This window comes from Blastocatellia bacterium (assembly GCA_025054955.1).
Lineage (GTDB): Bacteria > Acidobacteriota > Blastocatellia > HR10 > J050 > JANWZE01.
The window spans coordinates 30,617-52,804 of record JANWZE010000026.1 but is presented as its reverse complement, the minus strand read 5'-3'; the positions used below and the strand labels follow the sequence as shown (position 1 = coordinate 52,804).

The following is a 22,188-nucleotide window of genomic DNA, read 5'->3' as shown; positions in this document are numbered from 1 at the left end:
CCGGCTGTGATCAGGTATTGGCCAAGTCAGCATTCTCACAGATGCTTCCGGCTTTGCTCTCACAGCTCGCCTGAGCTCAACCTTACGCCAAATTAAAGACCACGCCCCTTGTAGGGGGTATCGTTGTTGGCGTCCGCTGACATGTGGTGTTTTGAACCGAGCGAGCTCCCAGCAGCGGCGGCAACCGCCGACCAGAGGAGCGCCAAGCGTGCAACGGCTGGAACAACAGAGCAAGCCCTGTGGTGGTCTGTTCGTGACGCGCCATAGCAGCGCATCCGTGATGGGGCCTTGACAACATGAACGAGTTAATGAGGGAACGGGTCGCGCCCCTTTAGGCAAGAGGGCTTGGGGATGACCTCCACCCAGATGGTGCACATCTGGCAATGTGATCACGGGCCACTTGCATGGCCGCTGGATGCTGCCCCACCATCATGCCGATGTCATCAAATGCGCACAGAAAGTCGTTAGGACGTCGCTTGGGATGTTCTGCTCCTGCTCTCCAGGTCGCTTCATAAAAAACAGCCTTTCTCGGAACTCTTGGCAGCAGGGGCGATTTTTAATTGCGTTTAGCCTTGTTGCCCCGCATCTTGCGCGTAATGCACGTTGGAAGCGGGCGCTCCCAGCGTAACTTATTCGCAAACCGCTCTAGTGCAACCCAGTGCGCTCTAACGGCAGGCGGGGCTAATCAGCCACGGACATCTATCTGCTCTACAACTAACACCAGTTGCGTCGGGACGGGACGCCCGTCAGCCAGCGCCGGACGAAAGCGCAAATTGCTCAATGCGCCTTGCACACGAGCCACGAGTTGAGGCGAGCTCGGCGGGTCTAACACTTCGATCAAGGAAGCTCGACCGTCGGAGCGAACATACGCTAAGACAACAATGGACGCGGCAGGCAATCCAACCGATGCCAGATCAATCTGACTGCCGCGTTGGACTCGCGGAAATGCGTAAGACCCCGCGCGAGGCAGTGAGTCATCCCGACCATTGACCTGATCAAACTGAGCCTGCGTTAACTGCACAAATCCGGCAGTCGAAACAACGTTGAGGGGGATTGGTTTGAATTGTCCTAAGATCGCTCCCGAACAGAGGATCGTGATCAGAAAACTGCAGACAGTGGAAACGAGCCGTGAATGGATGAACGCGAAATTAACCAGCGACCGCCACAGGGTTGGCTTCGGCTCATAGCGAAGCTCTTTGAAAGCGACGACGGTTCGCTCAACAAAGTCTGTGGGTAAACTGGGCGCTGAAAGGCGTGCCAGCCGATCCGCGACTGCTTGAAGCTGCGCCAAATACTCGCGGCACGCTCGACAGTGGCTCATGTGCTGCTTCAACGTCCGTTGCATTGCTGGGTCCAACTGACGATCGTGATAAGCGGATGCCAGTTTTTTGTATTGCACGCACTGCATATTCTCAAACTCCTCATCGCACCAACAACAGGTATGATTCACCGGCTCCGGCTTGGTCCGCTCCAGGCGGACAGAAGGGTTGTTGACCTGACGTTCAACGAGCCCGCCGTTTGACCCATCGGCGTTTTTCAATTTTCAAGCCGGAGCTGGTCAATCATCCGAGCCACCCACGCGGGTCCTGGATCACCTCTTGCCTCAACAACTCTCGGCCCCGCCAGATGCGCGACTTGACCGTTCCAACGGAAATCTTTAGCACGGCAGCGATCTGCTCGTAGCTGAGTCCTTCGATGTCTCGTAACACGACGGCCACCCGATAGGCGGGTTTGATCTTGAGCAACGCTTGGGCTAATCGGCCATCGCGTTCGCGCTCCAGCAGCGCTTGCTCCATGCTCGGATGTTGGTCGCTGATCGTCTCGCTCAGCACGCACTGCTGCTCATCCGCCGGCTCGTCCAGCGAAAGCGTGCGATGCCGCCACCGGCGTAACCACCATCGGCGATGATTGATCGCCTGATTGGCGGCGATCCTGAGAATCCACGTTTTCAAATCAGCCTCTCCACGAAATTGGTCAATCTTCTGATAAACCTTCAAAAACGTTTCCTGAGCAAGGTCTCTGGCTTCTTCCCCATCGCCAATCATGCGGTACAGCAAGCGATAAACGCTGTGCTGGTAGGTTCTCACCAACTGCTCAAAGGCGAGGTGATCGCCACGTCGAATCCGCTCGATCCACTGCGCTTCTATCTCGTGGCCCGCCACCTGGACCGACGCGCTGGAATAAACCTGGTCAACAACCACTGCCGACATCATGCGGCTCCTATTTGACGAACTCGGCTCGTTCACCTACGCTCTTCTCAACGTCTTCTTTGACCCGAATTACTGAGACACCGGATCGCACCGATCTGTTCCCAGAAAATTGAGAAAATTTATTGTAGCAGTGAATCCCCGCGAGGAAAAACGGATACAAGGCATTTCACACCCGCTATCAAATTGCCTCTGGAAAAATGTTCAGGCTATAATGCCGCTTGCAGATCAACCGCCACAACACGATGAATACCTCATCGTCGGCAAGCACGACAAGGAAAGACTGAAGTCATGGAAGCGAAAAAATTCATACAAGTAGCGCTGGACGAAGAGATGCGGCGCAGTTATCTGGACTACGCCATGTCGGTCATCATTGGCCGCGCGCTGCCCGACGTGCGCGATGGATTCAAGCCGGTCCACCGTCGCATTCTCTGGGCTATGCATGAGCTGGGCAACACGCATAACAAACCACACAAGAAAAGTGCGCGCGTCGTTGGCGACGTCATCGGCAAATACCATCCCCACGGCGACTCAGCGGTCTATGAAGCGATGGTTCGGTTGGTTCAGCCCTTTTCCCTGCGCTATCCGATACTGGATGGACAAGGCAACTGGGGAAGCATTGATGCTGACGAACCTGCCGCCATGCGCTACACCGAAGTCCGCATGGGTCGGCTGGCCACGCAGATTCTGGCCGACATCGAAAAAGAGACGGTTGACTTCCAGCCGAATTACGATGAATCGCTGCAAGAACCGGTCGTCTTGCCGGTCCGTTTTCCGAACCTGCTGGTTAATGGCGCGTCAGGCATCGCCGTGGGCATGGCCACTAACATCCCGCCGCATAACTTAGGCGAGATCATTGACGCGACCATCTACCTGATTGAGCATCCCGACGCAGACATTAAAACCTTAATGAAATTTGTGCCCGGGCCTGACTTCCCCACCGGTGGATTCATCTACGGTCGGGCCGGCATTCGACAGGCCTACCACACCGGTCGTGGGACAATCATCATGCGGGCTAGGGCGGCCATTGATAAAGTGGGACGAGGCGCGCACGAACGGGATGCCATCGTTGTGACGGAAATTCCCTATCAGGTGATCAAAGCCAAACTGGTGGAAAAAATCGCTGAATTGGTCAATGAGCGCAAGCTGGACGGCATTGCCGACCTACGCGATGAATCCGACCGTGAAGGCATGCGGATTGTCATCGAATTGAAACGTGATGCTATCCCGCAAATCGTGCTGAACAACCTCTACAAGCTCACGCCCATGCAATCCAGCTTTGGCGTGATCAACTTATCCATCGTCAATGGCCAACCGCAGGTGCTGAACCTGAAGCAGACGTTGGAGGAGTTTATCTCATTCCGGCGGGAGGTCGTTCGTCGGCGCACGGTCTTTGAGCTGAATAAAGCAGAAGCCAGAGCCCACATCCTGGAAGGTCTCAAACGGGCGATCGACCAGATTGACGCCGTTATCGGGTTGATTCGCGCCGCCAAATCAACAGCCCAGGCGCGCTCAGGCCTGATGGAGAAGTTCCAATTCAGCGAGAAGCAGGCCCAGGCAATCCTCGACATGCAATTGCAACGGCTCACCGGCCTCGAACGACAAAAACTGGTTGATGAATATCAGGAGATCATTAAAAAAATCGCTGAGCTGAAAGAAATCCTGGCGAATGAGATGGTGCTGCGTAACGTTATCGTTGAGGAGCTTCAAGCCGTTCGTAAAGAGTTCGCCGACGCGCGACGCACCCAGATTGTTGATGAAGAGGTCGAGTTCGCACTGGAAGATTTGATTCCTGATGAAGAAGTGGTCATTACGGTTACTCACGCCGGTTTCATCAAGCGCACGCCGCTGGCCATCTTCCGCAGTCAGACACGGGGCGGCAAGGGGCGCTCCGGCATCAGCCTTCGTGGCGAAGATTTTGTCACCCATGTCTTCGTTGCCACCACTCATAGCTATATCATGATCTTCACCAATCAAGGCAAGGTTTACAATCTGAAGGTTCACGAAATTCCCGAAGCGCAAGCGGCCAGCCGTGGCAGAGCGATTGCCAGCCTGGCCCACTTCTCGAGTAACGAGAAAGTAGCCGGCGTCATTGCTGTGCGTGACTTTCCGGAAGACCGCTACGTGGTCATGGTCAGCCGAAAGGGCATAATCAAAAAGACCCGGCTTTCCGAATTCGATAACTTGCGAGCCAGCGGCTTGATTGCCGCCAGTGTGGAATCAGACGACGAGCTGATCAGCGCGGAATTGACCGACGGGACGATGAAGATATTTCTTGCGACGCATGACGGACAGGCCATCTGCTTTGACGAATCGGATGTTCGCGCGATGGGCCGGCAGGCGCGTGGCGTTCGCGGCATCGCGTTAAGTCCGGGCGACTACGTCGTCAGCGTGTGCGCCGTCACCGGTGATGAACAAATGCTGTCCATCACGGAGCGCGGTTATGGCAAGCAGACGGCGCTGTCGGAATACCGGGTGCAATCGCGTGGCGGCAAAGGCGTCATCAATGTGAAAGTCACTGAGAAGACCGGTCATGTCGTGGCTGTCATGCCGGTGAAAACCGACGATGAAGTCATGCTGATGTCTCATCAGGGGAAAGCGCTTCGATTGGAAGCAGCAGACATTCGCGAAACAGGACGTAATGCGCAAGGCGTCCGTGTGATCACGCTGGAGGAAGGCGATAAGGTCGCATCAGCCGCGTTAGCCGGGCGAGGGCAAGAGGACGTTGATCGCGCCACCGATAACAAAACGGCGCCAGCTCCACAGCCACCTGAGCAGCCCGACACAGGCTCAGATCAACTGACCGACCAACCTTCTCAATAGAGGCGCTATGACCGCGATCAATTGGCAGAGAGCAAAGCGATGGCTGCAAGCACCAACGAGAGCACCGCTCCCTTTTGCCAACTTTTATCAGAAGACCGATTGACGATGCCGGTAGCCTGTGGTTCAATTGCCAATCGTTAAGGAATCGTTTATGTCGCTGGTGGCGACGCGGGAGAAACAATGAAAAACAAGCACAGATTCGGTGAGTGTGAAAACCTGTTCATCAGTGAATCTGCGCCTGCCTTTTCACAGGAACCGCCCATGAGCTTTGCGCTCATCACGAACGATGAAAATAGAATTCTTTCGTGAGGTTCGTGTGTTTCGTGGGCGATTTTCAGAGGAGTTGTTCATGTTGTCTGGACGACACGAGAGAAACGATGAAAAACACCACAGGCGGGAACGCCTGTGCCACTTTTTCAGAGGGGAAAGCGCCGTCGCCGCTTCGCTCTGCCGGCGCACTCCAAGGTAAAGTCAGGAGCATATAAGAATGCGTTTTGGAGTGCGGCGGCAAGCCCGCAGGGCGCGACGCCGCTTTGGCCAAGATAAAGTCAGGAATCGCCCATGAGCTTTGCGCTCACCACGAACCATGAAAATGGTTATCTTCGAAGGAGAAACAATTTTCTATGGATCAAACCGGGCATCGGGAGTCAATCCAACCGATTTTGCAGCGTGTGCTGAGCGGACAGCGCATGACAGCGGAAGAAGCTGTGACGTTGCTCGCTTCAGACGATATGCCCGCACTGCGGCAAGCAGCTCACGCAATGCGGCTGCGATGGCATCCAACAAACATCGTCACCTACATCATTGACCGCAACGTCAGCTACACCAACGTGTGCGTCGCCTTCTGTAGCTTCTGCGCGTTCTATCGCTTGCCTGGAGCCGATGACGCATACGTCCTGCCAAAAGAGGCTATCTTTCAGAAAATTGAAGAAGTCCTGGCCCTGGGCGGCACAGGCATCCTGATGCAGGGCGGCTTGAATCCATACTTGAAAATTGAATGGTACGAAGACTTGCTCCGCTCGATCAAAGCGCGGTATCAGATTCACCTGCACTGCTTCTCGCCAACTGAAATCGTCCACATCGCCAAGGTCTCGAAACTGTCCGTGCGTGAGGTCATACGGCGACTCAAGGCGGCTGGGCTCGATTCAATTCCCGGCGGTGGCGGCGAAATTCTAGATGACGATGTCCGCATGAGCATCAACCGGCGTTGCACCTCAGAAGAATGGCTGGGAACTATGCGCATCGCTCATGAAGAAGGTCTGCCAACAACTGCTACGATGGTGATCGGTTTTGGTGAAACGCTGCGGCAGCGCGTCATTCATCTGCAACGGATTCGCGACCTGCAAGACGAAACAGGCGGATTCACAGCATTCATCGTGTGGACCTATCAGCCAGATAACACTGAATTGGGCAAACATGGCTGGAAGAAAGCAACGGCGGAAGAATATCTGAAACTGGTTGCCGTTGCGCGTCTGTTTCTCGATAACATTGCTCACCTACAAACCTCGTGGCTGACGATGGGCTATGAAACAGCCAAGGAAGGCTTGCACTATGGAGCCGACGATTTCGGCAGCATCATCATCGAAGAAAATGTCGTCACAGCAGCCGGCATTCCGCACATCTACCCAAGCGAGTTAAAAGTTCGCGAACTGATCAGAGAAGCCGGCTTTGAACCGCAGCAACGCGATACGCTCTATCGCTACGTGACCAATCGCCAGGTGGCTAATGTCTAATCAGCCATTGAACATGCCCAACCCATCAACCACCATTCCCCTGGTCAACCTGAACGCCCAATACCAGACGATTAAACCGGAGATTGATGCAGCTATCCGGCGGATCATTGAGACCAGCTCGTTTATTCTTGGCGAGGAGCTGGCCGCGTTTGAGAAGGAATTTGCTCAATACTGTGGCGTTCAGTTTGCCGTTGGCACCAGTTCAGGGACAACAGCAATTCATACAGCGTTGGCTGCGCTCCGAATCGGGCTCGGCGATGAAGTCATCACCACGCCGATGACGTTCATCGCCACAACCGCTGAAATCACGCATGCGGGGGCGCGGCCTGTCTTCGTTGATATTGATGAACAAACATTCACCCTCGACGTGGAGAAAGTCCGAGAACGGATTCATGCCGATTACTACTTTGACGAGCGAATCGGATATCTCGTCAACCGCCTGTCACAACGACGGCTGAAAGCTATCATGCCGGTTCATCTGTACGGACAGATGGCCGACATGAAACCGTTGCTCGAACTAGCACGCAGCTATAATCTCCACATCATCGAAGACGCAGCCCAAGCGCACGGCGCCGAAGCGCGCGATGAACATGGCGCCTGGAAACGGGCTGGCAGCTTCGGCATAGCCGCCACATTCAGTTTCTATCCTGGCAAAAACTTGGGCGCTTACGGCGATGCCGGGTGTGTCGTCACTGACGACGTGCGCTTAGCCTCCTACATGCGATTGTTTGTTGACCAAGGTCGCACCGATAAATATACCCACGCGTTTGAGGGGCGTAACTATCGGCTCGACACCTTACAGGCAGCTATCTTGCGAGTCAAACTGCCCTACCTTGATTCGTGGAATGCTCGACGTCGTGCAATCGCGCAGCAGTACAACCGACTCCTGAGCGATCTGCCGGACGTTACAACGCCGACGATTTCAGACTTGCGACGACACGTCTTCCATCTGTACGTCATTCAAACACCACGGCGCGATGAGCTGTTCCGATGGCTCAATGAACAGGGCATCAGCGCCGGCATCCACTATCCGAAGCCACTGCATGTGCAACCGGCCTATGAATATCTCGGCTACAAACAAGGCGACTTCCCTGTCGCTGAAGCCTGCGCACAACGTGTTCTGTCATTGCCTTGCTATCCAGAATTGACCGACGAACAAATCGAATTCATCGTTGAGACGATCAAACGCCTGTTGACTGGCCACCGACCATCATCTACCAACCAATGAGCGCAAAGCTCATGGCAAGCACATTCACAGAGATTTATCGCATTGTGAAACGCATTCCGGCTGGGCGGGTGCTGTCATACGGCGATGTGGCGGCGATGTGCAAAAGTCCTGTCTCGGCGCGCACAGTTGGCTGGGCGATGTCGGTTGCCCCTGATGGCGTGCCCTGGTTTCGCGTTGTAAATCATCGAGGTGAATTATCCATCGGCAAACGGTCGGTCGCGCTGGCCGATCTGCAAAGGCATTTGCTTGAAGCGGAAGGTGTCGCGTTCATGGCCTCAGATCGGGTCAACATGGAACGACATCGTTGGCGGCCCCGAGCTACGCAACAGCCGCATCACGCACGCCACGCGACGAACAAACGATCCACCGGCGCGACCCGCCGTTCACCGGTTCGATGAATGGAGATGATACTCCTGCAATGTGCAGACCTCCAATTGCTCCCGCTGCAATGATTCAATTGCGCTGACCGTCGCTTTAGCGCCCGTCATAGTCGTAATGCAAGGCACACGGTACTGAACAGCGGCGCGGCGAATGGCTTTCTCATCAAAAAACGAGGCGCGGCCAAGCGGTGTGTTGATGATCAATTGGATTTGCTCGCTCTTGATCAGGTCAACCACGTTTGGTCGTCCTTCATTCACTTTAAATACTGAGCGGGCAGCCATGCCATGGCTCTGGAGCAAGTTCGCCGTGCCGCGCGTGGCGACAATCGCGAAACCAAGTTCAAGGAGTCGGCGAGCAATGGGCAGCAGCGCCGGCTTATCACGATCATTGACGCTGAGAAAAACAGTACCCTGCCGCGGCAAGCTCATGCCTGCTGCAAGCATGGCCTTGAGAAACGCTGCGCCAAAACTCTCGGCAATGCCCATCACTTCGCCGGTTGAACGCATCTCAGGGCCGAGAACTGGGTCAACGCCAGGAAATTTGGAGAACGGAAACACAGGGGCTTTGATGTAAAATCGGTCTACACTCAGCTCCGCCGGCAGATTGAATTCTTTGAGCCTCCGACCAGTCATCAATCGCGCGGCGATCTTAGCCAGCGGCACGCCGGTCGCTTTGCTGACAAATGGCACGGTTCGTGAAGCTCGCGGGTTCACTTCCAGGACAAAGACCTGACCATCTTTGACCGCATACTGCACGTTCATCAATCCAACCACATGCAGCGCCGAGGCTAATTGCCGCGTGTAAAGACGAATCTTTTCAAGCACGCTCGGCGTCACGTTGGTTGCTGGCAACACTGACGAGCTATCGCCTGAATGGATGCCGGCCTCTTCGATATGTTCCTGAATGCCTGCGATCACACATTCATAGCCGTCGGCCAGCGCATCCACATCATACTCAACGGCATCTTCCAAAAACCGATCAATCAGCACAGGGCGTTCAGGCGAGGCAGCGACGGCTGAGGTCATGTAATTATCCAGGTCGCGCTCATCATAAACGATGGCCATCGCGCGCCCGCCGAGCACATAACTGGGACGCACCAACACAGGATAGCCAATTTGCGCTGCCACGCGACGAGCCTCTTGGGCGCTACTGGCCGTCCCGTGAGGGGGCTGCGCAATATCCAGATCGCGGAGCAAGCGCCCGAAGCGCTGCCGATCCTCGGCCAGATCAATTGAATCAGGAGAAGTGCCAATGATCTTGACGCCCGCTCGCCACAGGCGCATGGCCAAATTCAGAGGCGTTTGCCCACCAAACTGAACAATGACGCCATCGGGTTGTTCAACCTCGTAGATGTTCATGACATCTTCGAATGTCAATGGATCAAAATAGAGGCGATCGGCCGTGTCATAGTCAGTCGAGACCGTCTCAGGATTACAATTGACCATGATCGTCTCGTAGCCATCTTCCCGTAGCGCGAAAGCGGCATGGCAGCAACAATAATCAAACTCGATGCCCTGCCCAATCCGATTGGGTCCGCTGCCTAGGATCATGATCTTCTTACGTGGTTGCGGAGAGGATTCATCTTCCAGACCGTAGGTTGAGTAGAGGTATGGCGTGAAGGATTCGAATTCAGCCGCACAGGTATCCACGCGATTATAGACGGGTCGCACGCCCATCTGCCGACAATGGCGACGCACATCTTCGACTTCACAGCCGAACGTCAGCGCCAGCCGCGCATCAGAGAAACCTTTTTGCTTCAAATTGAACAACTGCGCTGCCGTCAGGCTCTCCAGCGTTTGCTGCTTCAGCCAGAGGCGGTCATCAATAATCTCACTGAGATGCTGCAAAAACCACGGGTCAATGTTGGTCAGTTCAGCGACCAAGTCAACGGAAAAGCCCCGCTCAAACGCATGCTGGATGTAGTAAAAACGCTCGGCATTGGGCACAATCAGTTTGCGCCGCAGCTCATCGTCACTGAGCGGTGGCGGAGTAAACACGCGGCCAATTTCGAGCGAGCGCACAGCCTTCTGAAACGCTTCCTTGAACGTTCGACCAATCGCCATGACTTCGCCCACCGATTTCATCTGAGTGGTCAACGTCGGGTCGGCATCCGGGAACTTCTCAAATGCCCACTTGGGAATCTTGACCACCACATAATCAATCGTCGGTTCAAAGCAGGCCGGCGTTTTCTGCGTGATGTCATTGGGAATTTCATCGAGCGTGTAGCCGACGGCCAGTTTGGCGGCAATTTTGGCAATGGGAAAGCCCGTCGCCTTAGACGCGAGCGCCGATGAACGCGACACGCGCGGATTCATCTCAATCACGCGCAGGTCGCCGTTGCGTGGATTGACGGCAAATTGGATGTTCGAGCCGCCGGTTTCGACGCCCACCTGACGAATCACCGCGATTGCCGCATCGCGCATGCGTTGATACTCTTTGTCCGTCAGCGTCTGAGCCGGCGCAACCGTCACTGAATCGCCTGTGTGGACGCCCATCGGATCAATATTCTCGATGGAGCAAATGATCACGACATTGTCCGCGCGGTCCCGCATGACTTCCAGTTCAAATTCTTTCCAGCCGATCACCGATTCCTCAACCAACACTTGATGAATCGGCGACGCAGCCAACCCGCGCTCGACGATCTGAACAAACTCCTCGTCGTTGTAAGCAATTCCACCGCCAGTGCCACCCAACGTGAAGCTCGGACGAATGATGATGGGATAAGGCAACTGAAACTCTTCGACGACTCGCCATCCTTCGTCCACCGAATGAGCCGTGCGAGCACGCGGCATCTGCAGGCCGATCTGTTCCATAGCTTGCCGAAAGAGCTGTCGGTCTTCAGCAACTTTCACAGCATGCAGATTAGCGCCGATCATGCGCACGCCGAATCGCTCAAGGACGCCACGCTCGGCCAACTCAACAGCCAAATTTAATGCGGTCTGCCCACCCACCGTCGGCAAAAGGGCGTCGGGACGTTCGCGCTCGATAATTTTTTCGAGCGCCTCCACCGTCAACGGCTCCACGTAGGTGCGATCAGCGATTTCTGGGTCCGTCATGATCGTTGCCGGGTTTGAATTCACTAAGATGACCTCGTAGCCTTCACCGCGCAGCGCCTTGCAGGCTTGCGTCCCCGAATAATCAAACTCACAGGCTTGACCAATGACAATTGGACCAGACCCGATGATGAAAATGCGATGAATGTCTGTTCGTTTCGGCATTGTTGATCTTGTTGGGCGACAGATGATAGGCAATTGAACCATCAAAGACAAGCGTCCACACAGCGATGCCTATACAGACGTGCGCCACACGGCCATACACAGACGCTGAAACTTTAGCAGGCGCGAGGTTGCTCGGTTTAAAGCACCAAACTTCAGCTCAAAGGCATTTGGCACGAGGCCGCCTATATACTCCCCCAACCGAAGCCGCAAACAACGCCAATAATCCTTGTAAGCCAGATACTCGGTCAACTGATAACCCATTGATAACACACGAGAAAAAAACTATTGTTTGACACTTCAAGCGATTTTATGTTAGGGTTAAAGCGCTCGCGCATGAGAGAAGGCCGTGGGCATATCCGTGGGGTTGCGTGAAGCGCCAGCAGTTCAGGCGCAACATTATTTTGGAGCGGAAAGAACGGATGATAAGAAGAATAATCTGCACGGCGCTGATAGTGTTGGTTCTCATGCCTTCATTGGTTTTAGCTCAGCATCATTCCTCTTCGATGCCGGAAGCAAAGGTTGATGCCATCATGGCCGCAGCCCAGCACCACTACGATCTGGGCCTGCAAGCGCTTCAGGCCGAAGGCATGGAGGCAGCGAGAGTTCAATTCGACCAAGCTGTTGATGCGATCCTCAAAAGCGGCTTTGATACCCGTACTCACCCTCGCTTACAAACCTACTACCGAAACTTAATCGAAAAGATTCACCAGCTCGAGGTTCAAGCTGCTTTGCGGGGTGATGGCGTCAGTGAGCAACATTATGAGCCTTCTTTGTTAGACGAGCTCGCTCAAGTTGAGTTAGATGAGGAAGACCTAGCTGCTGCTAACATCGTCATCGAAAAGCCATCATTGGATTTTGCTTTTACGCTCACTCCGCAGGTTCTTCAATTCATTCATTATTTTTCGCAGAATCCCAAAGGTCGCGCCACGATGGCTGCCGGTCTACAGCGAGCGGGACGCTATTTAGCGTTGGCCAAGAAAGTGTTCAAAGAAGAAAAAGTCCCACAAGACCTTGTTTGGCTGGCGCAGGCTGAAAGCAATTGGAAGCCGCGCGCCCGATCGTGGGCTGGCGCCGTTGGCATCTGGCAGTTTGTGTCAGGAACCGGTCAACGATATGGCTTGAGGCAGAATCAGTGGATTGATGAACGAAGTGGAATCGAACAGGCCACGCGCGCGTCGGCGCGTTATCTGCGGTTTCTCTACAATCGGTTTAACGATTGGCAATTGGCGATGGCGGCGTACAACTGCGGTGAAGGACGTATTGACAGCGCCATCGCGGCAACGGGCTATTCTGACTTTTGGTACTTTTACAATCGCGGCCTCCTGCCCAGAGAGACAAGCAACTACGTGCCAATCATTCTGGCCATCATCATCATCGCCAAGAACCCTGAGCGATTTGGCTTCGGTCATATTAAACCGGACGCACCGTTGCAATATGAAACAGTTCCTGTGACCGATTCAATTGACCTTCGGTTGGTCGCTGAGATCACAAATACGCCCTATGAGACGATTCAGGAATTGAATCCTGAGCTGAAGCGTGGCAAGACGCCACCCGATATGCGATACCACCTGCGACTGCCGCCGGGAACAGCCGCGACGTTCCAGACCGTGATCAGTCGCATCCCTGAAGACCAGAGAGACTCGTGGCGCGTCATTCGCGTCAAGGATGGTGACACGTTAGCCAGCCTCAGCGAACAACATCGCATTGAGGTTGAAGAGCTGGCCCGAATCAATCAACTTGCGCTTGAGGAGACGCTCCGTCCTGGGATGCCGTTGGTGTTGCCCATCAGCACGGCTCGTGCTCCACTGCGCAATACGGTTGAACCGGCAAGCATCCAACTGGCGCGAGCCTCAACGACCCGCATGTCCATAACCGTTCGGCCCGGCGATAACCTGACGATGATCGCCGCTCGCTATGGCGTGTCAGCCCGCGAGCTGGCCAGACTCAACCGTATCAGCACACGAGCCAAACTGCGCACCGGTCAACGACTCTACTTGAACGTCCCGAACCAATCTCACCCGATCGCATCGGCGGCTTCACGGATCACGACGAAAGCCCAGCCACCGACCATGCACCTGGTCCGGCGCGGCGAGACATTACAAAGCATTGCTCGGAAGTATGGCGTGAGCATAGCCGAGCTACGCCAGTGGAATGGCCTGCGGTCATCCACGGTGAAATATGGTCAACGTCTGGTGGTGACGCCCCAAGGCATGTCCTCGCCAGAACGTTCGGCCAATGCCAAATCGCCAGCCAAAAAGAACTCCGTTTACCGCGTGCGTAAAGGCGATACCCTGTCCAGTATCGCTGAGCGGCACGGCATCAGCGTGGCGACACTGAAGAGTTTGAATCGAATGAAGACCAATAAGGTCCTGGTTGGATCGGTTTTGACAGTGCCCCGCTAAGCTATCAGATGCCTTCAACCACCAATCATGCTTGCCACGTGGGCTGCTTCGTGTCGGTTGCATAACCGCATAGGAATTTGGGTTGCTGCCAAAAATTGACAGTCAAATAGCGCCTATGTATAATCGCCACCTTTCGTGAGTTCATTGTATGGAGGCAGGACCTGTGAATTACGCGGTCATCGAAACTGGAGGAATGCAGTTTCGCGTTCAACCAGGAGAGCGCATTCGTGTTCCTTCAATCAAGGCAGAGGTTGGCTCGACCATCGAGTTCAAGCCGCTTGTCCTCAAACATGAGGGCGGCATTGTCATCGGTCAACCACGTGTGGAAACGGCATCGGTCACCTGCCGTGTGGTTGAGCATGGGCGTGGACGGAAACTGGTGGTTTTCAAATTCCGCCGAAGAAAACAGTACCGCTTGAAGAAAGGACATCGTCAAGGTTACACGACGCTCCACATTCAGCAGATTACGCACGCATGAGGAATTTGCATCATGGCACATAAAAAAGGATTGGGCAGTTCTCGCAACGGCCGCGACTCCAACGCGCAACGATTGGGCATCAAACGGTTTGGTGGAGAATTCGTCAGCGGCGGTTCAATTCTCGTGCGGCAACGAGGCACTCGCTACAAACCCGGACTCAATGTTGGCCGCGGAAAAGACGACACCTTGTTCGCCAAGATTGCCGGGACTGTTCAGTTCGTCAATCGAGGCAGCAAAGGAACGTACATCAACATCATTCCGACAACAACGAATTGATCCGTTTCCACTCGTAGCCGGGATGACCCTTCCAACCCGCTCCCTAGGCCGGGCGCCAGCGACGCATGTTTGTTGATCAGGCCAAGATTTTCGTCAAAGCTGGTGATGGCGGCAACGGGTGTACAGCTTTTCGTCGGGAGAAGTATGTGCCCAAAGGAGGCCCATCGGGCGGGGACGGTGGACGAGGCGGCCATGTTTACATGGAAGCAGCGCCCGGCATGAGTTCCCTGCTCCACTTCCGTTTTAACCCTGAATATAAGGCTGAACGAGGCCGGCACGGAGAAGGCAACCACCGTCATGGACGCAATGGTGAAGACCTCACGATTCGCGTGCCAGTGGGGACGGTCGTCACCGACGCTGAGACAGGCCAGATGATCTACGATTTTGCCAAGCCCGGCGAACGCGTTCTTGTGGCACGCGGCGGGATGGGAGGTCGCGGCAATGCTCGATTCGCTACGCCGACACGCCGCGCGCCTCGCTTCCATGAACGCGGACAACCGGGCCAGCAACGCGTGTTGCTGCTGGAACTGAAGCTGCTGGCCGACGTCGGACTTGTTGGCCTCCCCAACGCAGGTAAGTCAACGCTCATTGCCCGAATCTCCGCTGCCAAACCGAAGATCGCTGATTATCCCTTTACCACGCTCGTGCCTAACCTCGGCGTGGTTCGATTGAGCGATGATCGCTCCTGTGTTGTCGCTGATATTCCTGGGCTCATCGAAGGCGCTCATCAAGGCGCTGGGCTGGGGCATGAGTTCCTGCGACACGTTGAGCGAACGCGATTGCTGCTCCATTTGATTGACGTCTCCGACACCGCGCCAGAACCAGACCCAGTTCGTCGTTTCCACATTATCAACGATGAACTTCGCGCCTACTCAATCCAACTGACGCAAAAGCCTCAGATTGTTGTGGCGACCAAGATGGACATCGCGCAAACAGGGCATGGGGCGCGCGCTTTGCGCCGTTTCTGTGATGACGCCGCATTGCCTTATGTCGAGATTTCGGCGGTCACCGGCCTGGGCATAGATCGCTTACTCGCCCTCATTGACCAGTATTTGCCACCTGTGCACGAAACGACTCAGGCGGACTCGAGCGAAGTGATGGAACCAGTCACACTATGAAGCCATTGCGCATTGGCATATTCGGCGGCTCATTTGATCCTGTTCATCAAGGCCACATGGAAGTGGCTGTTGCAGTGTGTAACCGACTGTCACTCGACCGCGTTGAGTTTGTCCCCGCGTTTCGCGCTCCACACAAAAAATCAGCGGCCACAGCCAGTCACTGGCACCGGTTTGCCATGCTGGTGCTGGCGACAACGGCTCATGAAAAATTCTTCGTCTCTCCGATTGAACTGGAATTATCCCGACCGGCTTACACCATTGAGACGATCCAACGATTCAAGCAGCAGTGGCCTGATCAAACGGAATTTTATTTTATCCTGGGCGCTGATTCGCTTGCAGAGATCACCTCGTGGAAGGATTATGAAACGTTGCTCAGCAGTTGCCATTTCGTCGCAGTCAATCGGCCAGGACATGACCTGTCTGTGAATCACCTGCCTGAGAGCGCGCGTCGGCGCGTGATTGACTTGCGCGTCAGCTCCTTGCCCGCCACGTCGCCTCATGAACCTGTGATTTATCTTTGTACAGATGTTGCCAATCCTATTTCCTCGACCGACATCAGACGAGCCCTGAAGGAAGGAAAACGGGTTGAAGCGATTCCACCGATGGTTTGGCAACACATCGAAAAATACCAACTCTATCAAGGGACGGATGAAACAACAGAGTGATCACTCAGAAAACATGCTGATGGAGGTAAACGAGAACTTAGTCGTGGCAGCAAAGGCCGCGCTGGAAAAAAAAGCGCTCCGGCTGACCGCGCTTGATCTGCGCAATATCACTTCGATTGCTGATGCCTTTTTGATCTGTAGTGGGACATCCAATCGTCAGGTTCAAGCCATTGCTGATGCAATCATAGACAAACTCCGCGCGGCAGGCTCACGGCCAATGCACGTTGAAGGATACGACGTGGCGGAATGGATTTTAATTGACTACGGGTACCTCGTTGTTCACGTCTTCAGCGAACGAGCCAGAGACTTTTATGATCTCGAACGACTGTGGCGAGATGGCGCGCGAATCGAGATTCAGGACGTCGCGCCATAAGCGCGAGCGACTGACCCTGTTGTTGATCTCCCCTCATGAGGCTCACGTTTATCTGGGTTGGAAAGACCAAAAGCCGACATTGGGCGGCGCTTGAACAGACCTACCTGACTCGCATCAGTCATTTCACGAGCTGCACTGTGAAAGTCGTCAAAGAAAGCGACCCACACGATGCCGCTGCCAGACGAGCGGAAACTAAAGCGATTGAGAAGCACCTCAGAGCAGAAGCGACTACCATCGTGTTGGACGAGTCGGGAACTCACCTCTCATCAAGTGAGCTGGCCGAGCGACTGGCCGGTTATCAACGCAACGGGATTAAAGAGATCGTGTTTATTGTCGGCGGCGCCGCTGGATTATCACCGGAGCTTCGTCAGCATGCTGATTTGATCTTATCGTTAAGCCGCATGACGTTGCCTCATGAGATGGCGCGCGTCATCTTGCTTGAACAGATTTATCGCGCGTTTTGCATTCTCAACCATCTGCCCTATCACAAGGAATGAGCGCGGGTTTCACGGCAACGAGGCGGGAATTGTTCCCTGGTCAAACACCTCGCCATGTTTGCTCACCGCTTGGAAGCGCATCTGCCTTGCGTCAATTTCGATGTACATGAAGTGATGCACCTGATCGTTCCCTTTGACGGTGAGCTTTGATGTGCGATCCAGATCGCCCCGACGTAACTTACCGGCTGCGCCGGTGACAAAGTAATGGATGCCACGTTGAGGAACAAGGCGCTCATAGACGTGGTCATGGCCGGAAAACACAACCCGCACGTTTCCTTGCAACAAGATTGGCTCGAGGATCGCCCGCAGCTTGTGGCTTGAGCCATGCGTCTGGCCTGACGAGTACAATGGATGATGAAAAAAGGCGATTTTCCACCGAGCTTGCGAGGCGCTCAATGCTTCGGTGAGCCAACGCAGTTGATCGTGATCTCGTTGGCCGTCACTCATGGTTGTGGAATCAAGGGCAAAGAACTGGACCAAGCCATCACCTTTGATGAACGTATAATACCGTTGCCCACCCATATTGAAATGAGGATAGTGAATGGCGTAGCGTTCGTTATCGCCTCTGACATCATGATTGCCAAGCGCGGCATAAAACTTCACGCCGCGGGCCAACAACGGCGCATAAGGCTGTTCAAACTTTTTAGGGTAATCGCGCGGATTTCCCGACGGGTAGATATTGTCGCCAACCATCAATACAAATTCGTATCGGTTGACGTCATGCCAGGCCAGCATTTGCGCGGCGACGCGCTTTTGATCTTCACCGCCCGTCCCGCTATCGCCGATGACGGCAAACTTGACAACCGGGCTGGCCGACCCTGCAAGAGCCTGGCCGGCGGCCATCAACGTGGCGGTCAACCAGAGACCAACCACGAGCAATGCAACCAATGATTTGCTCAACCGATTAATAGGATTTTTCATACTTGCACTCCTGCAGCAACTTCAGATAGCTCTCGTAGCGCAACGGGTGAATCAAACCTTCTTGGAGGGCTTGCCGGACAGCGCACGCTGGCTCGACTGTGTGCGAGCAATCACGAAAACGGCAGGCGCGACTCTGCTCAGCTATCTCCACGAAATAGCAGGCCACGTCTTCGGGCGTCAGGTCCCAAAGACTGAACTGACGGATGCCTGGCGTATCAATCACGTAGCCGCCACTGGGCAAACGGACCAATTCAGCGCTGGTCGTTGTATGTTTGCCCCGCCCTGTTTTGCTGCTCACTTCCTGAGTCTTGACTTCAATGCCCGGACACAATTGCTTCAGCAACGTCGTCTTTCCAACGCCGGAATGACCAGCAAACACAGACGCGCGGCCTGACAGATGGCGTCGCAGCTCGTCCACGCCTTGTCCCGACTTGGCGCAGGTCATCAACACAGGATAATTGAGGCGCTCATACAGCTCGGCAATAGGTTGCACTTCAGCCAGCACGGCCAGGTCAATTTTGTTGATACAAATGATCGGCGATAACCCTCCCTTGAGCGAAGCTACCAGATAGCGATCAATCAATCCAGGACGCAAGGGCGGATTGTGAGCAGAGGCTACAATGACAACCTGATCAATGTTGGCTGCCACGACGTCCTCTTGAGCAGCGGCATCATACCCATCAGCCTGTTGTTTGCGAGACAATTTGGTTCGTCGCGGCAATACTTGCACGATGACGCCTTGCTTATGCTGCCAGTCCTGCACGTCAAAGAGAACGTGATCGCCAACGGTGATCGCCGTGGACGATTTGACCGATTTAACCAGGACATCACGAGCAACGCAGCGGAAAACTGTGTCGTCAGCCTCAACCCAGTAGTGCCCGCGGATCGCTTTCAAGACAATCCCTGCAAACCTATCACTCATACGCTGTCACAAGCTGGGTTGCCGCCATGCGGTTTATGTTGCTCAACAATACACCCACAACGATTTTCGTCATACGACCGTGCTAATTGTGGCGGAGGTTGACAGGAAATGCAACGGCTCGCCACACCGTGAGCCAACCAGAATCACAAGAATGATAAAATTCCCTTGTCCAACACGACTCCAGTAGGCATAATACTGCCATCTTGCAATCAAGCGGGGTTCAGTACTGCGTTGTTCCCGATAAAGCCCTTCGTAGAACTGACCCCGATTGGTTGCAGGGGCAGCAATGTGACACGGATCACGGCCACGCTGACTTTCAACCATGAGGCGGCGAGCACGAACCAACGTCACACAGGCCAGCCGATGCGTTGATTGACACAACTGAGCGCCAACGTTACCATTGCTGCCTCATGGCAGAACCCCTTCTGGCACACCTGAGCAACGAGCGACTGACCCTGACCGTCACCCAATTGACGCAACAGATCAAGACGTTGCTGGAAGGCAAGTTTCGCGATGTGTGGGTGCGCGGCGAGATTTCGAATTTCAAGGCGCACAGTTCAGGTCATTGGTATTTCACACTCAAAGACGCCACGGCTCAGTTGCGTTGCGCTTCATTCAAAATGTTCAACCGGCTGATCAAATTTACGCCGGCTGATGGCGTTGAAGTGTTTGCGCGTGGGCGCGTCACCGTCTACGAGCAACGAGGCGACTATCAACTGGTCGTCGAGCACATGGAGCCGGTTGGCATCGGCTCATTGCAGATGGCGTTTGAGCAACTCAAAGCGCGATTGCAACAAGAGGGACTGTTTGATCAAGCTCGCAAGCGGCCGCTTCCCTTGCTGCCGCGGCGTGTCGGCGTGATCACCTCACCGACAGGCGCTGTCATTCGTGACATGCTGCGCGTCTTGACCAGACGTAACAAAGGCGTCAGCGTGTTGTTGTATCCGGTCGCCGTGCAAGGTCAAGGCGCAGCCCAACAAATTGCTCACGCTATCAAGGTGATGAATCAACGAGACGATGTAGACGTGCTGATTGTCGGACGTGGCGGCGGCTCGATGGAAGACCTATGGGCGTTCAACGAAGAAGTGGTCGCTCGAGCCATTTTTCATTCCCGATTGCCAGTCATTTCAGCAGTGGGACACGAAACAGATTTTACCATTGCCGATTTCGTCGCTGACGTCCGCGCGCCGACGCCGTCAGCCGCGGCTGAAATGGTGGCAGCACGACGGGATGAGTTACTCGATGCAGTAGCTGCTTACTCGCGCCGCTTGCATAAAGCAATGAGCTTTCAATTGACGACATGGCGACATCGCCTTGCACAATTACAAGCCCGTCGTGGCTTCAATCAGACCGCAGGAGCCTTGCAGCAATACATTCAGCGTGTTGATGAGCTCGCTCATCGGCTCTACGTCAGTCTGACAACCTTGATTAAGGCCCGGCGGGAGCAATTTGAGCGATTGTCGCGGCAGGTAGCCAGCGTGCGGCTGCGTGAGCGCATCGCCCGACAACGCGGGCACATCAATCTTGCACAACAAAAGCTGCTCCACGGATTGCGCCAGCGACTGGACATCTGTCATAGACATTTTGAGGTGGTTTGCTCCAAACTGGATGCCCTCAGTCCGCTTCAGGTGTTACAACGCGGTTACGCCATCGTGTGGGGACCCACTCACCAGATTGTGCGCCGCGCGGCAGAGGTTGTTGTCGGCGATCCATTATTGATCCGGTTAGCAGAAGGACAACTCACCTGCATCACACAAGAGGTCATAGATGATGACAAAAGCAACACGGGAGCCGACATTCGAGTCAGCTCTGAAAGAACTGGAAAATATCGTTGAACAACTTGAACGGGGTGATCTCCCGCTGGAGAAATCCCTTGAATTATTTGAACGAGGCATTGGGTTGACGCGAATCTGTCAACAACGACTGGACGAAGCCGAGCGCAAAATCGAGATGCTCGTGCAAACGCAAAACGGACAAACGACCACCGTGCCGTTCGACGCTGACTTGAAGGATGGCTAACTTCGACGAGTACATGCGAGTCAGGCGTGAACAGGTTGATGCCTGGCTCGACGGTTATCTACCGCCCGAAGATACGCCGCCTGGCGAAATACATCGAGCCATGCGGTATAGCATCTTTGCCGGCGGAAAACGACTACGTCCTATTCTGGCGCTCGCGGCCGGCGAAGTCTTCAACGCGCCGGAAGATTGGCTCAAGCCTGTCTGTTGCGCGCTTGAGATGATTCACACCTACTCGCTCATCCATGATGATCTGCCTGCTATGGATAATGACGAGATGCGACGTGGGCAACCAACCTGCCATAAAGTGTTCGGCGAAGCGATTGCCATCTTAGCCGGTGATGCATTGCTAACACGAGCGTTTCAAACGCTGGCTCAGGCATCGAGTGACCCATTGTTTCTTCAACGACAGAGTCAATTGATAGCCGAGATCGCGATGGCTGCCGGCACCGAACAAGGGATGATCGCAGGACAAGTCATGGATATGTTGGCTGAAGGCTCGCCGATTGATGCGACCGCGTTGGAACGCCTGCACCGAGCCAAAACAGGCGCCTTAATCAAAGTATCCGTCCGCGCTGGCGGCCTACTGGGCGATGCCAATGAGCTGGAGCTTCAGCGGCTCACCGCTTATGCAGAAGCCATTGGACTGGCTTTTCAAATCGTGGATGACATCCTCGACCTGACCGCTACGCGCGCCCAACTGGGAAAAACGCCGGGCAAGGACATGAAGGTCGGCAAAGCGACCTACCCGGCATTCTACGGCCTCCAGCAGTCGCGTCAGCTTGCACATCAACTCGTGGATGGAGCCGTGGCCGAAATTACCTACCTGCATCGTGATGTCACTCGACTTGAGCAACTGGCGCGTTACATCATCGAACGAATCTCATGACCGCCGATGCTGTGACAGGCTGACATCGAACAACAGTAGAT

19 protein-coding genes are annotated in these 22,188 nt (G+C 54.7%); 14 read left to right on the top strand and 5 right to left on the bottom strand.

The window, feature by feature from the left end:
• Nucleotides 1–685: 685 nt before the first annotated feature.
• Nucleotides 686–1,408, bottom strand: a complete 723-nt coding sequence (locus NZ823_03060) for a zf-HC2 domain-containing protein (GenBank protein MCS6804106.1) — start codon at nucleotides 1,406–1,408, stop codon at nucleotides 686–688.
• Nucleotides 1,409–1,562: 154 nt separating this feature from the next.
• Nucleotides 1,563–2,213, bottom strand: a complete 651-nt coding sequence (locus NZ823_03055; GenBank protein ID MCS6804105.1) for a sigma-70 family RNA polymerase sigma factor — start codon at nucleotides 2,211–2,213, stop codon at nucleotides 1,563–1,565.
• A gap of 285 nt (nucleotides 2,214–2,498) precedes the next feature.
• Between NZ823_03055 and gyrA the strand changes: the two genes are divergently transcribed.
• The 4 genes from gyrA (at nucleotide 2,499) to NZ823_03035 (ending at nucleotide 8,389) form a co-directional block, all read left to right on the top strand.
• A complete protein-coding gene (gene gyrA, locus NZ823_03050; protein ID MCS6804104.1) occupies nucleotides 2,499–5,030 on the top strand; it encodes a DNA gyrase subunit A in 2,532 nt (843 codons plus the stop codon).
• Nucleotides 5,031–5,653: 623 nt separating this feature from the next.
• Nucleotides 5,654–6,763, top strand: a complete 1,110-nt coding sequence (gene mqnC, locus NZ823_03045) for a dehypoxanthine futalosine cyclase (protein MCS6804103.1) — start codon at nucleotides 5,654–5,656, stop codon at nucleotides 6,761–6,763.
• A 13-nt stretch (nucleotides 6,764–6,776) separates the two neighbouring features.
• Entirely contained in the window at nucleotides 6,777–7,991 is a 1,215-nt protein-coding gene (locus NZ823_03040; GenBank protein MCS6804102.1) for a DegT/DnrJ/EryC1/StrS family aminotransferase, read from the top strand.
• A gap of 11 nt (nucleotides 7,992–8,002) precedes the next feature.
• Entirely contained in the window at nucleotides 8,003–8,389 is a 387-nt protein-coding gene (locus NZ823_03035) for an MGMT family protein (GenBank protein ID MCS6804101.1), read from the top strand.
• Here NZ823_03035 and carB read toward each other — a convergent pair.
• The gene (carB, locus tag NZ823_03030; GenBank protein ID MCS6804100.1) at nucleotides 8,375–11,590 is read right to left on the bottom strand and encodes a carbamoyl-phosphate synthase large subunit; all 3,216 of its coding nucleotides are present in this window, start codon (nucleotides 11,588–11,590) and stop codon (nucleotides 8,375–8,377) included. The genes NZ823_03035 and carB overlap by 15 nt on opposite strands.
• 419 nt (nucleotides 11,591–12,009) lie before the next feature.
• On the opposite strand from carB, the gene NZ823_03025 reads away from it, so the two are divergent.
• From NZ823_03025 to NZ823_02995, 7 genes are all read left to right on the top strand, one after another.
• On the top strand, nucleotides 12,010–13,992 hold the full coding sequence (locus tag NZ823_03025) for a LysM peptidoglycan-binding domain-containing protein (GenBank protein ID MCS6804099.1): 1,983 nt from the start codon (nucleotides 12,010–12,012) through the stop codon (nucleotides 13,990–13,992).
• A 163-nt stretch (nucleotides 13,993–14,155) separates the two neighbouring features.
• On the top strand, nucleotides 14,156–14,470 hold the full coding sequence (gene rplU, locus NZ823_03020) for a 50S ribosomal protein L21 (protein MCS6804098.1): 315 nt from the start codon (nucleotides 14,156–14,158) through the stop codon (nucleotides 14,468–14,470).
• A 12-nt stretch (nucleotides 14,471–14,482) separates the two neighbouring features.
• Nucleotides 14,483–14,746 carry a 50S ribosomal protein L27 gene (gene rpmA / locus NZ823_03015; GenBank protein MCS6804097.1) on the top strand — a complete coding sequence of 88 codons (264 nt, stop codon included), beginning with the start codon at nucleotides 14,483–14,485 and terminating at the stop codon, nucleotides 14,744–14,746.
• Between the two features lie 65 nt (nucleotides 14,747–14,811).
• Nucleotides 14,812–15,864, top strand: a complete 1,053-nt coding sequence (obgE, locus tag NZ823_03010) for a GTPase ObgE (protein MCS6804096.1) — start codon at nucleotides 14,812–14,814, stop codon at nucleotides 15,862–15,864.
• Complete coding sequence (gene nadD, locus NZ823_03005; GenBank protein MCS6804095.1) at nucleotides 15,861–16,529, top strand: nicotinate-nucleotide adenylyltransferase; 669 nt, start codon at nucleotides 15,861–15,863, stop codon at nucleotides 16,527–16,529. The genes obgE and nadD overlap by 4 nt, the downstream gene beginning before the upstream one ends.
• A complete protein-coding gene (gene rsfS, locus NZ823_03000) occupies nucleotides 16,513–16,902 on the top strand; it encodes a ribosome silencing factor (protein ID MCS6804094.1) in 390 nt (129 codons plus the stop codon). The genes nadD and rsfS overlap by 17 nt, the downstream gene beginning before the upstream one ends.
• A gap of 35 nt (nucleotides 16,903–16,937) precedes the next feature.
• A complete protein-coding gene (locus tag NZ823_02995; GenBank protein MCS6804093.1) occupies nucleotides 16,938–17,399 on the top strand; it encodes a 23S rRNA (pseudouridine(1915)-N(3))-methyltransferase RlmH in 462 nt (153 codons plus the stop codon).
• Between the two features lie 9 nt (nucleotides 17,400–17,408).
• Here NZ823_02995 and NZ823_02990 read toward each other — a convergent pair whose 3' ends face one another.
• Together NZ823_02990 and rsgA are read right to left on the bottom strand one after the other, a co-directional pair.
• Nucleotides 17,409–18,320, bottom strand: a complete 912-nt coding sequence (locus NZ823_02990; GenBank protein MCS6804092.1) for a metallophosphoesterase — start codon at nucleotides 18,318–18,320, stop codon at nucleotides 17,409–17,411.
• Nucleotides 18,304–19,242: a ribosome small subunit-dependent GTPase A gene (gene rsgA / locus NZ823_02985; protein MCS6804091.1), complete on the bottom strand. Its 939-nt coding sequence runs from the start codon at nucleotides 19,240–19,242 to the stop codon at nucleotides 18,304–18,306. The genes NZ823_02990 and rsgA overlap by 17 nt, the downstream gene beginning before the upstream one ends.
• 410 nt (nucleotides 19,243–19,652) lie before the next feature.
• On the opposite strand from rsgA, the gene xseA reads away from it, so the two are divergent.
• Genes xseA through NZ823_02970 form a run of 3 tightly spaced genes read left to right on the top strand, consistent with a single transcriptional unit; the run spans nucleotide 19,653 to nucleotide 22,147 of the window.
• The gene (gene xseA / locus NZ823_02980) at nucleotides 19,653–21,077 is read left to right on the top strand and encodes an exodeoxyribonuclease VII large subunit (protein ID MCS6804090.1); all 1,425 of its coding nucleotides are present in this window, start codon (nucleotides 19,653–19,655) and stop codon (nucleotides 21,075–21,077) included.
• Nucleotides 21,010–21,261: an exodeoxyribonuclease VII small subunit gene (locus NZ823_02975; GenBank protein MCS6804089.1), complete on the top strand. Its 252-nt coding sequence runs from the start codon at nucleotides 21,010–21,012 to the stop codon at nucleotides 21,259–21,261. The genes xseA and NZ823_02975 overlap by 68 nt, the downstream gene beginning before the upstream one ends.
• On the top strand, nucleotides 21,254–22,147 hold the full coding sequence (locus NZ823_02970; GenBank protein ID MCS6804088.1) for a polyprenyl synthetase family protein: 894 nt from the start codon (nucleotides 21,254–21,256) through the stop codon (nucleotides 22,145–22,147). The genes NZ823_02975 and NZ823_02970 overlap by 8 nt, the downstream gene beginning before the upstream one ends.
• The last annotated feature ends 41 nt before the right edge of the window (nucleotides 22,148–22,188 follow it).

Coding starts and splice junctions, on each gene's coding strand:
- NZ823_03060 (MCS6804106.1), bottom strand. CDS start 1,408: ATGCAGTGCGTGCAATACAAAAAACTGGCATCCGCTTATCACGATCGT.
- NZ823_03055 (MCS6804105.1), bottom strand. CDS start 2,213: ATGATGTCGGCAGTGGTTGTTGACCAGGTTTATTCCAGCGCGTCGGTC.
- gyrA (MCS6804104.1), top strand. CDS start 2,499: ATGGAAGCGAAAAAATTCATACAAGTAGCGCTGGACGAAGAGATGCGG.
- mqnC (MCS6804103.1), top strand. CDS start 5,654: ATGGATCAAACCGGGCATCGGGAGTCAATCCAACCGATTTTGCAGCGT.
- NZ823_03040 (MCS6804102.1), top strand. CDS start 6,777: ATGCCCAACCCATCAACCACCATTCCCCTGGTCAACCTGAACGCCCAA.
- NZ823_03035 (MCS6804101.1), top strand. CDS start 8,003: ATGGCAAGCACATTCACAGAGATTTATCGCATTGTGAAACGCATTCCG.
- carB (MCS6804100.1), bottom strand. CDS start 11,590: ATGCCGAAACGAACAGACATTCATCGCATTTTCATCATCGGGTCTGGT.
- NZ823_03025 (MCS6804099.1), top strand. CDS start 12,010: ATGATAAGAAGAATAATCTGCACGGCGCTGATAGTGTTGGTTCTCATG.
- rpmA (MCS6804097.1), top strand. CDS start 14,483: ATGGCACATAAAAAAGGATTGGGCAGTTCTCGCAACGGCCGCGACTCC.
- obgE (MCS6804096.1), top strand. CDS start 14,812: ATGTTTGTTGATCAGGCCAAGATTTTCGTCAAAGCTGGTGATGGCGGC.
- nadD (MCS6804095.1), top strand. CDS start 15,861: ATGAAGCCATTGCGCATTGGCATATTCGGCGGCTCATTTGATCCTGTT.
- rsfS (MCS6804094.1), top strand. CDS start 16,513: ATGAAACAACAGAGTGATCACTCAGAAAACATGCTGATGGAGGTAAAC.
- NZ823_02995 (MCS6804093.1), top strand. CDS start 16,938: ATGAGGCTCACGTTTATCTGGGTTGGAAAGACCAAAAGCCGACATTGG.
- NZ823_02990 (MCS6804092.1), bottom strand. CDS start 18,320: ATGAAAAATCCTATTAATCGGTTGAGCAAATCATTGGTTGCATTGCTC.
- rsgA (MCS6804091.1), bottom strand. CDS start 19,242: ATGAGTGATAGGTTTGCAGGGATTGTCTTGAAAGCGATCCGCGGGCAC.
- xseA (MCS6804090.1), top strand. CDS start 19,653: ATGGCAGAACCCCTTCTGGCACACCTGAGCAACGAGCGACTGACCCTG.
- NZ823_02975 (MCS6804089.1), top strand. CDS start 21,010: ATGATGACAAAAGCAACACGGGAGCCGACATTCGAGTCAGCTCTGAAA.
- NZ823_02970 (MCS6804088.1), top strand. CDS start 21,254: ATGGCTAACTTCGACGAGTACATGCGAGTCAGGCGTGAACAGGTTGAT.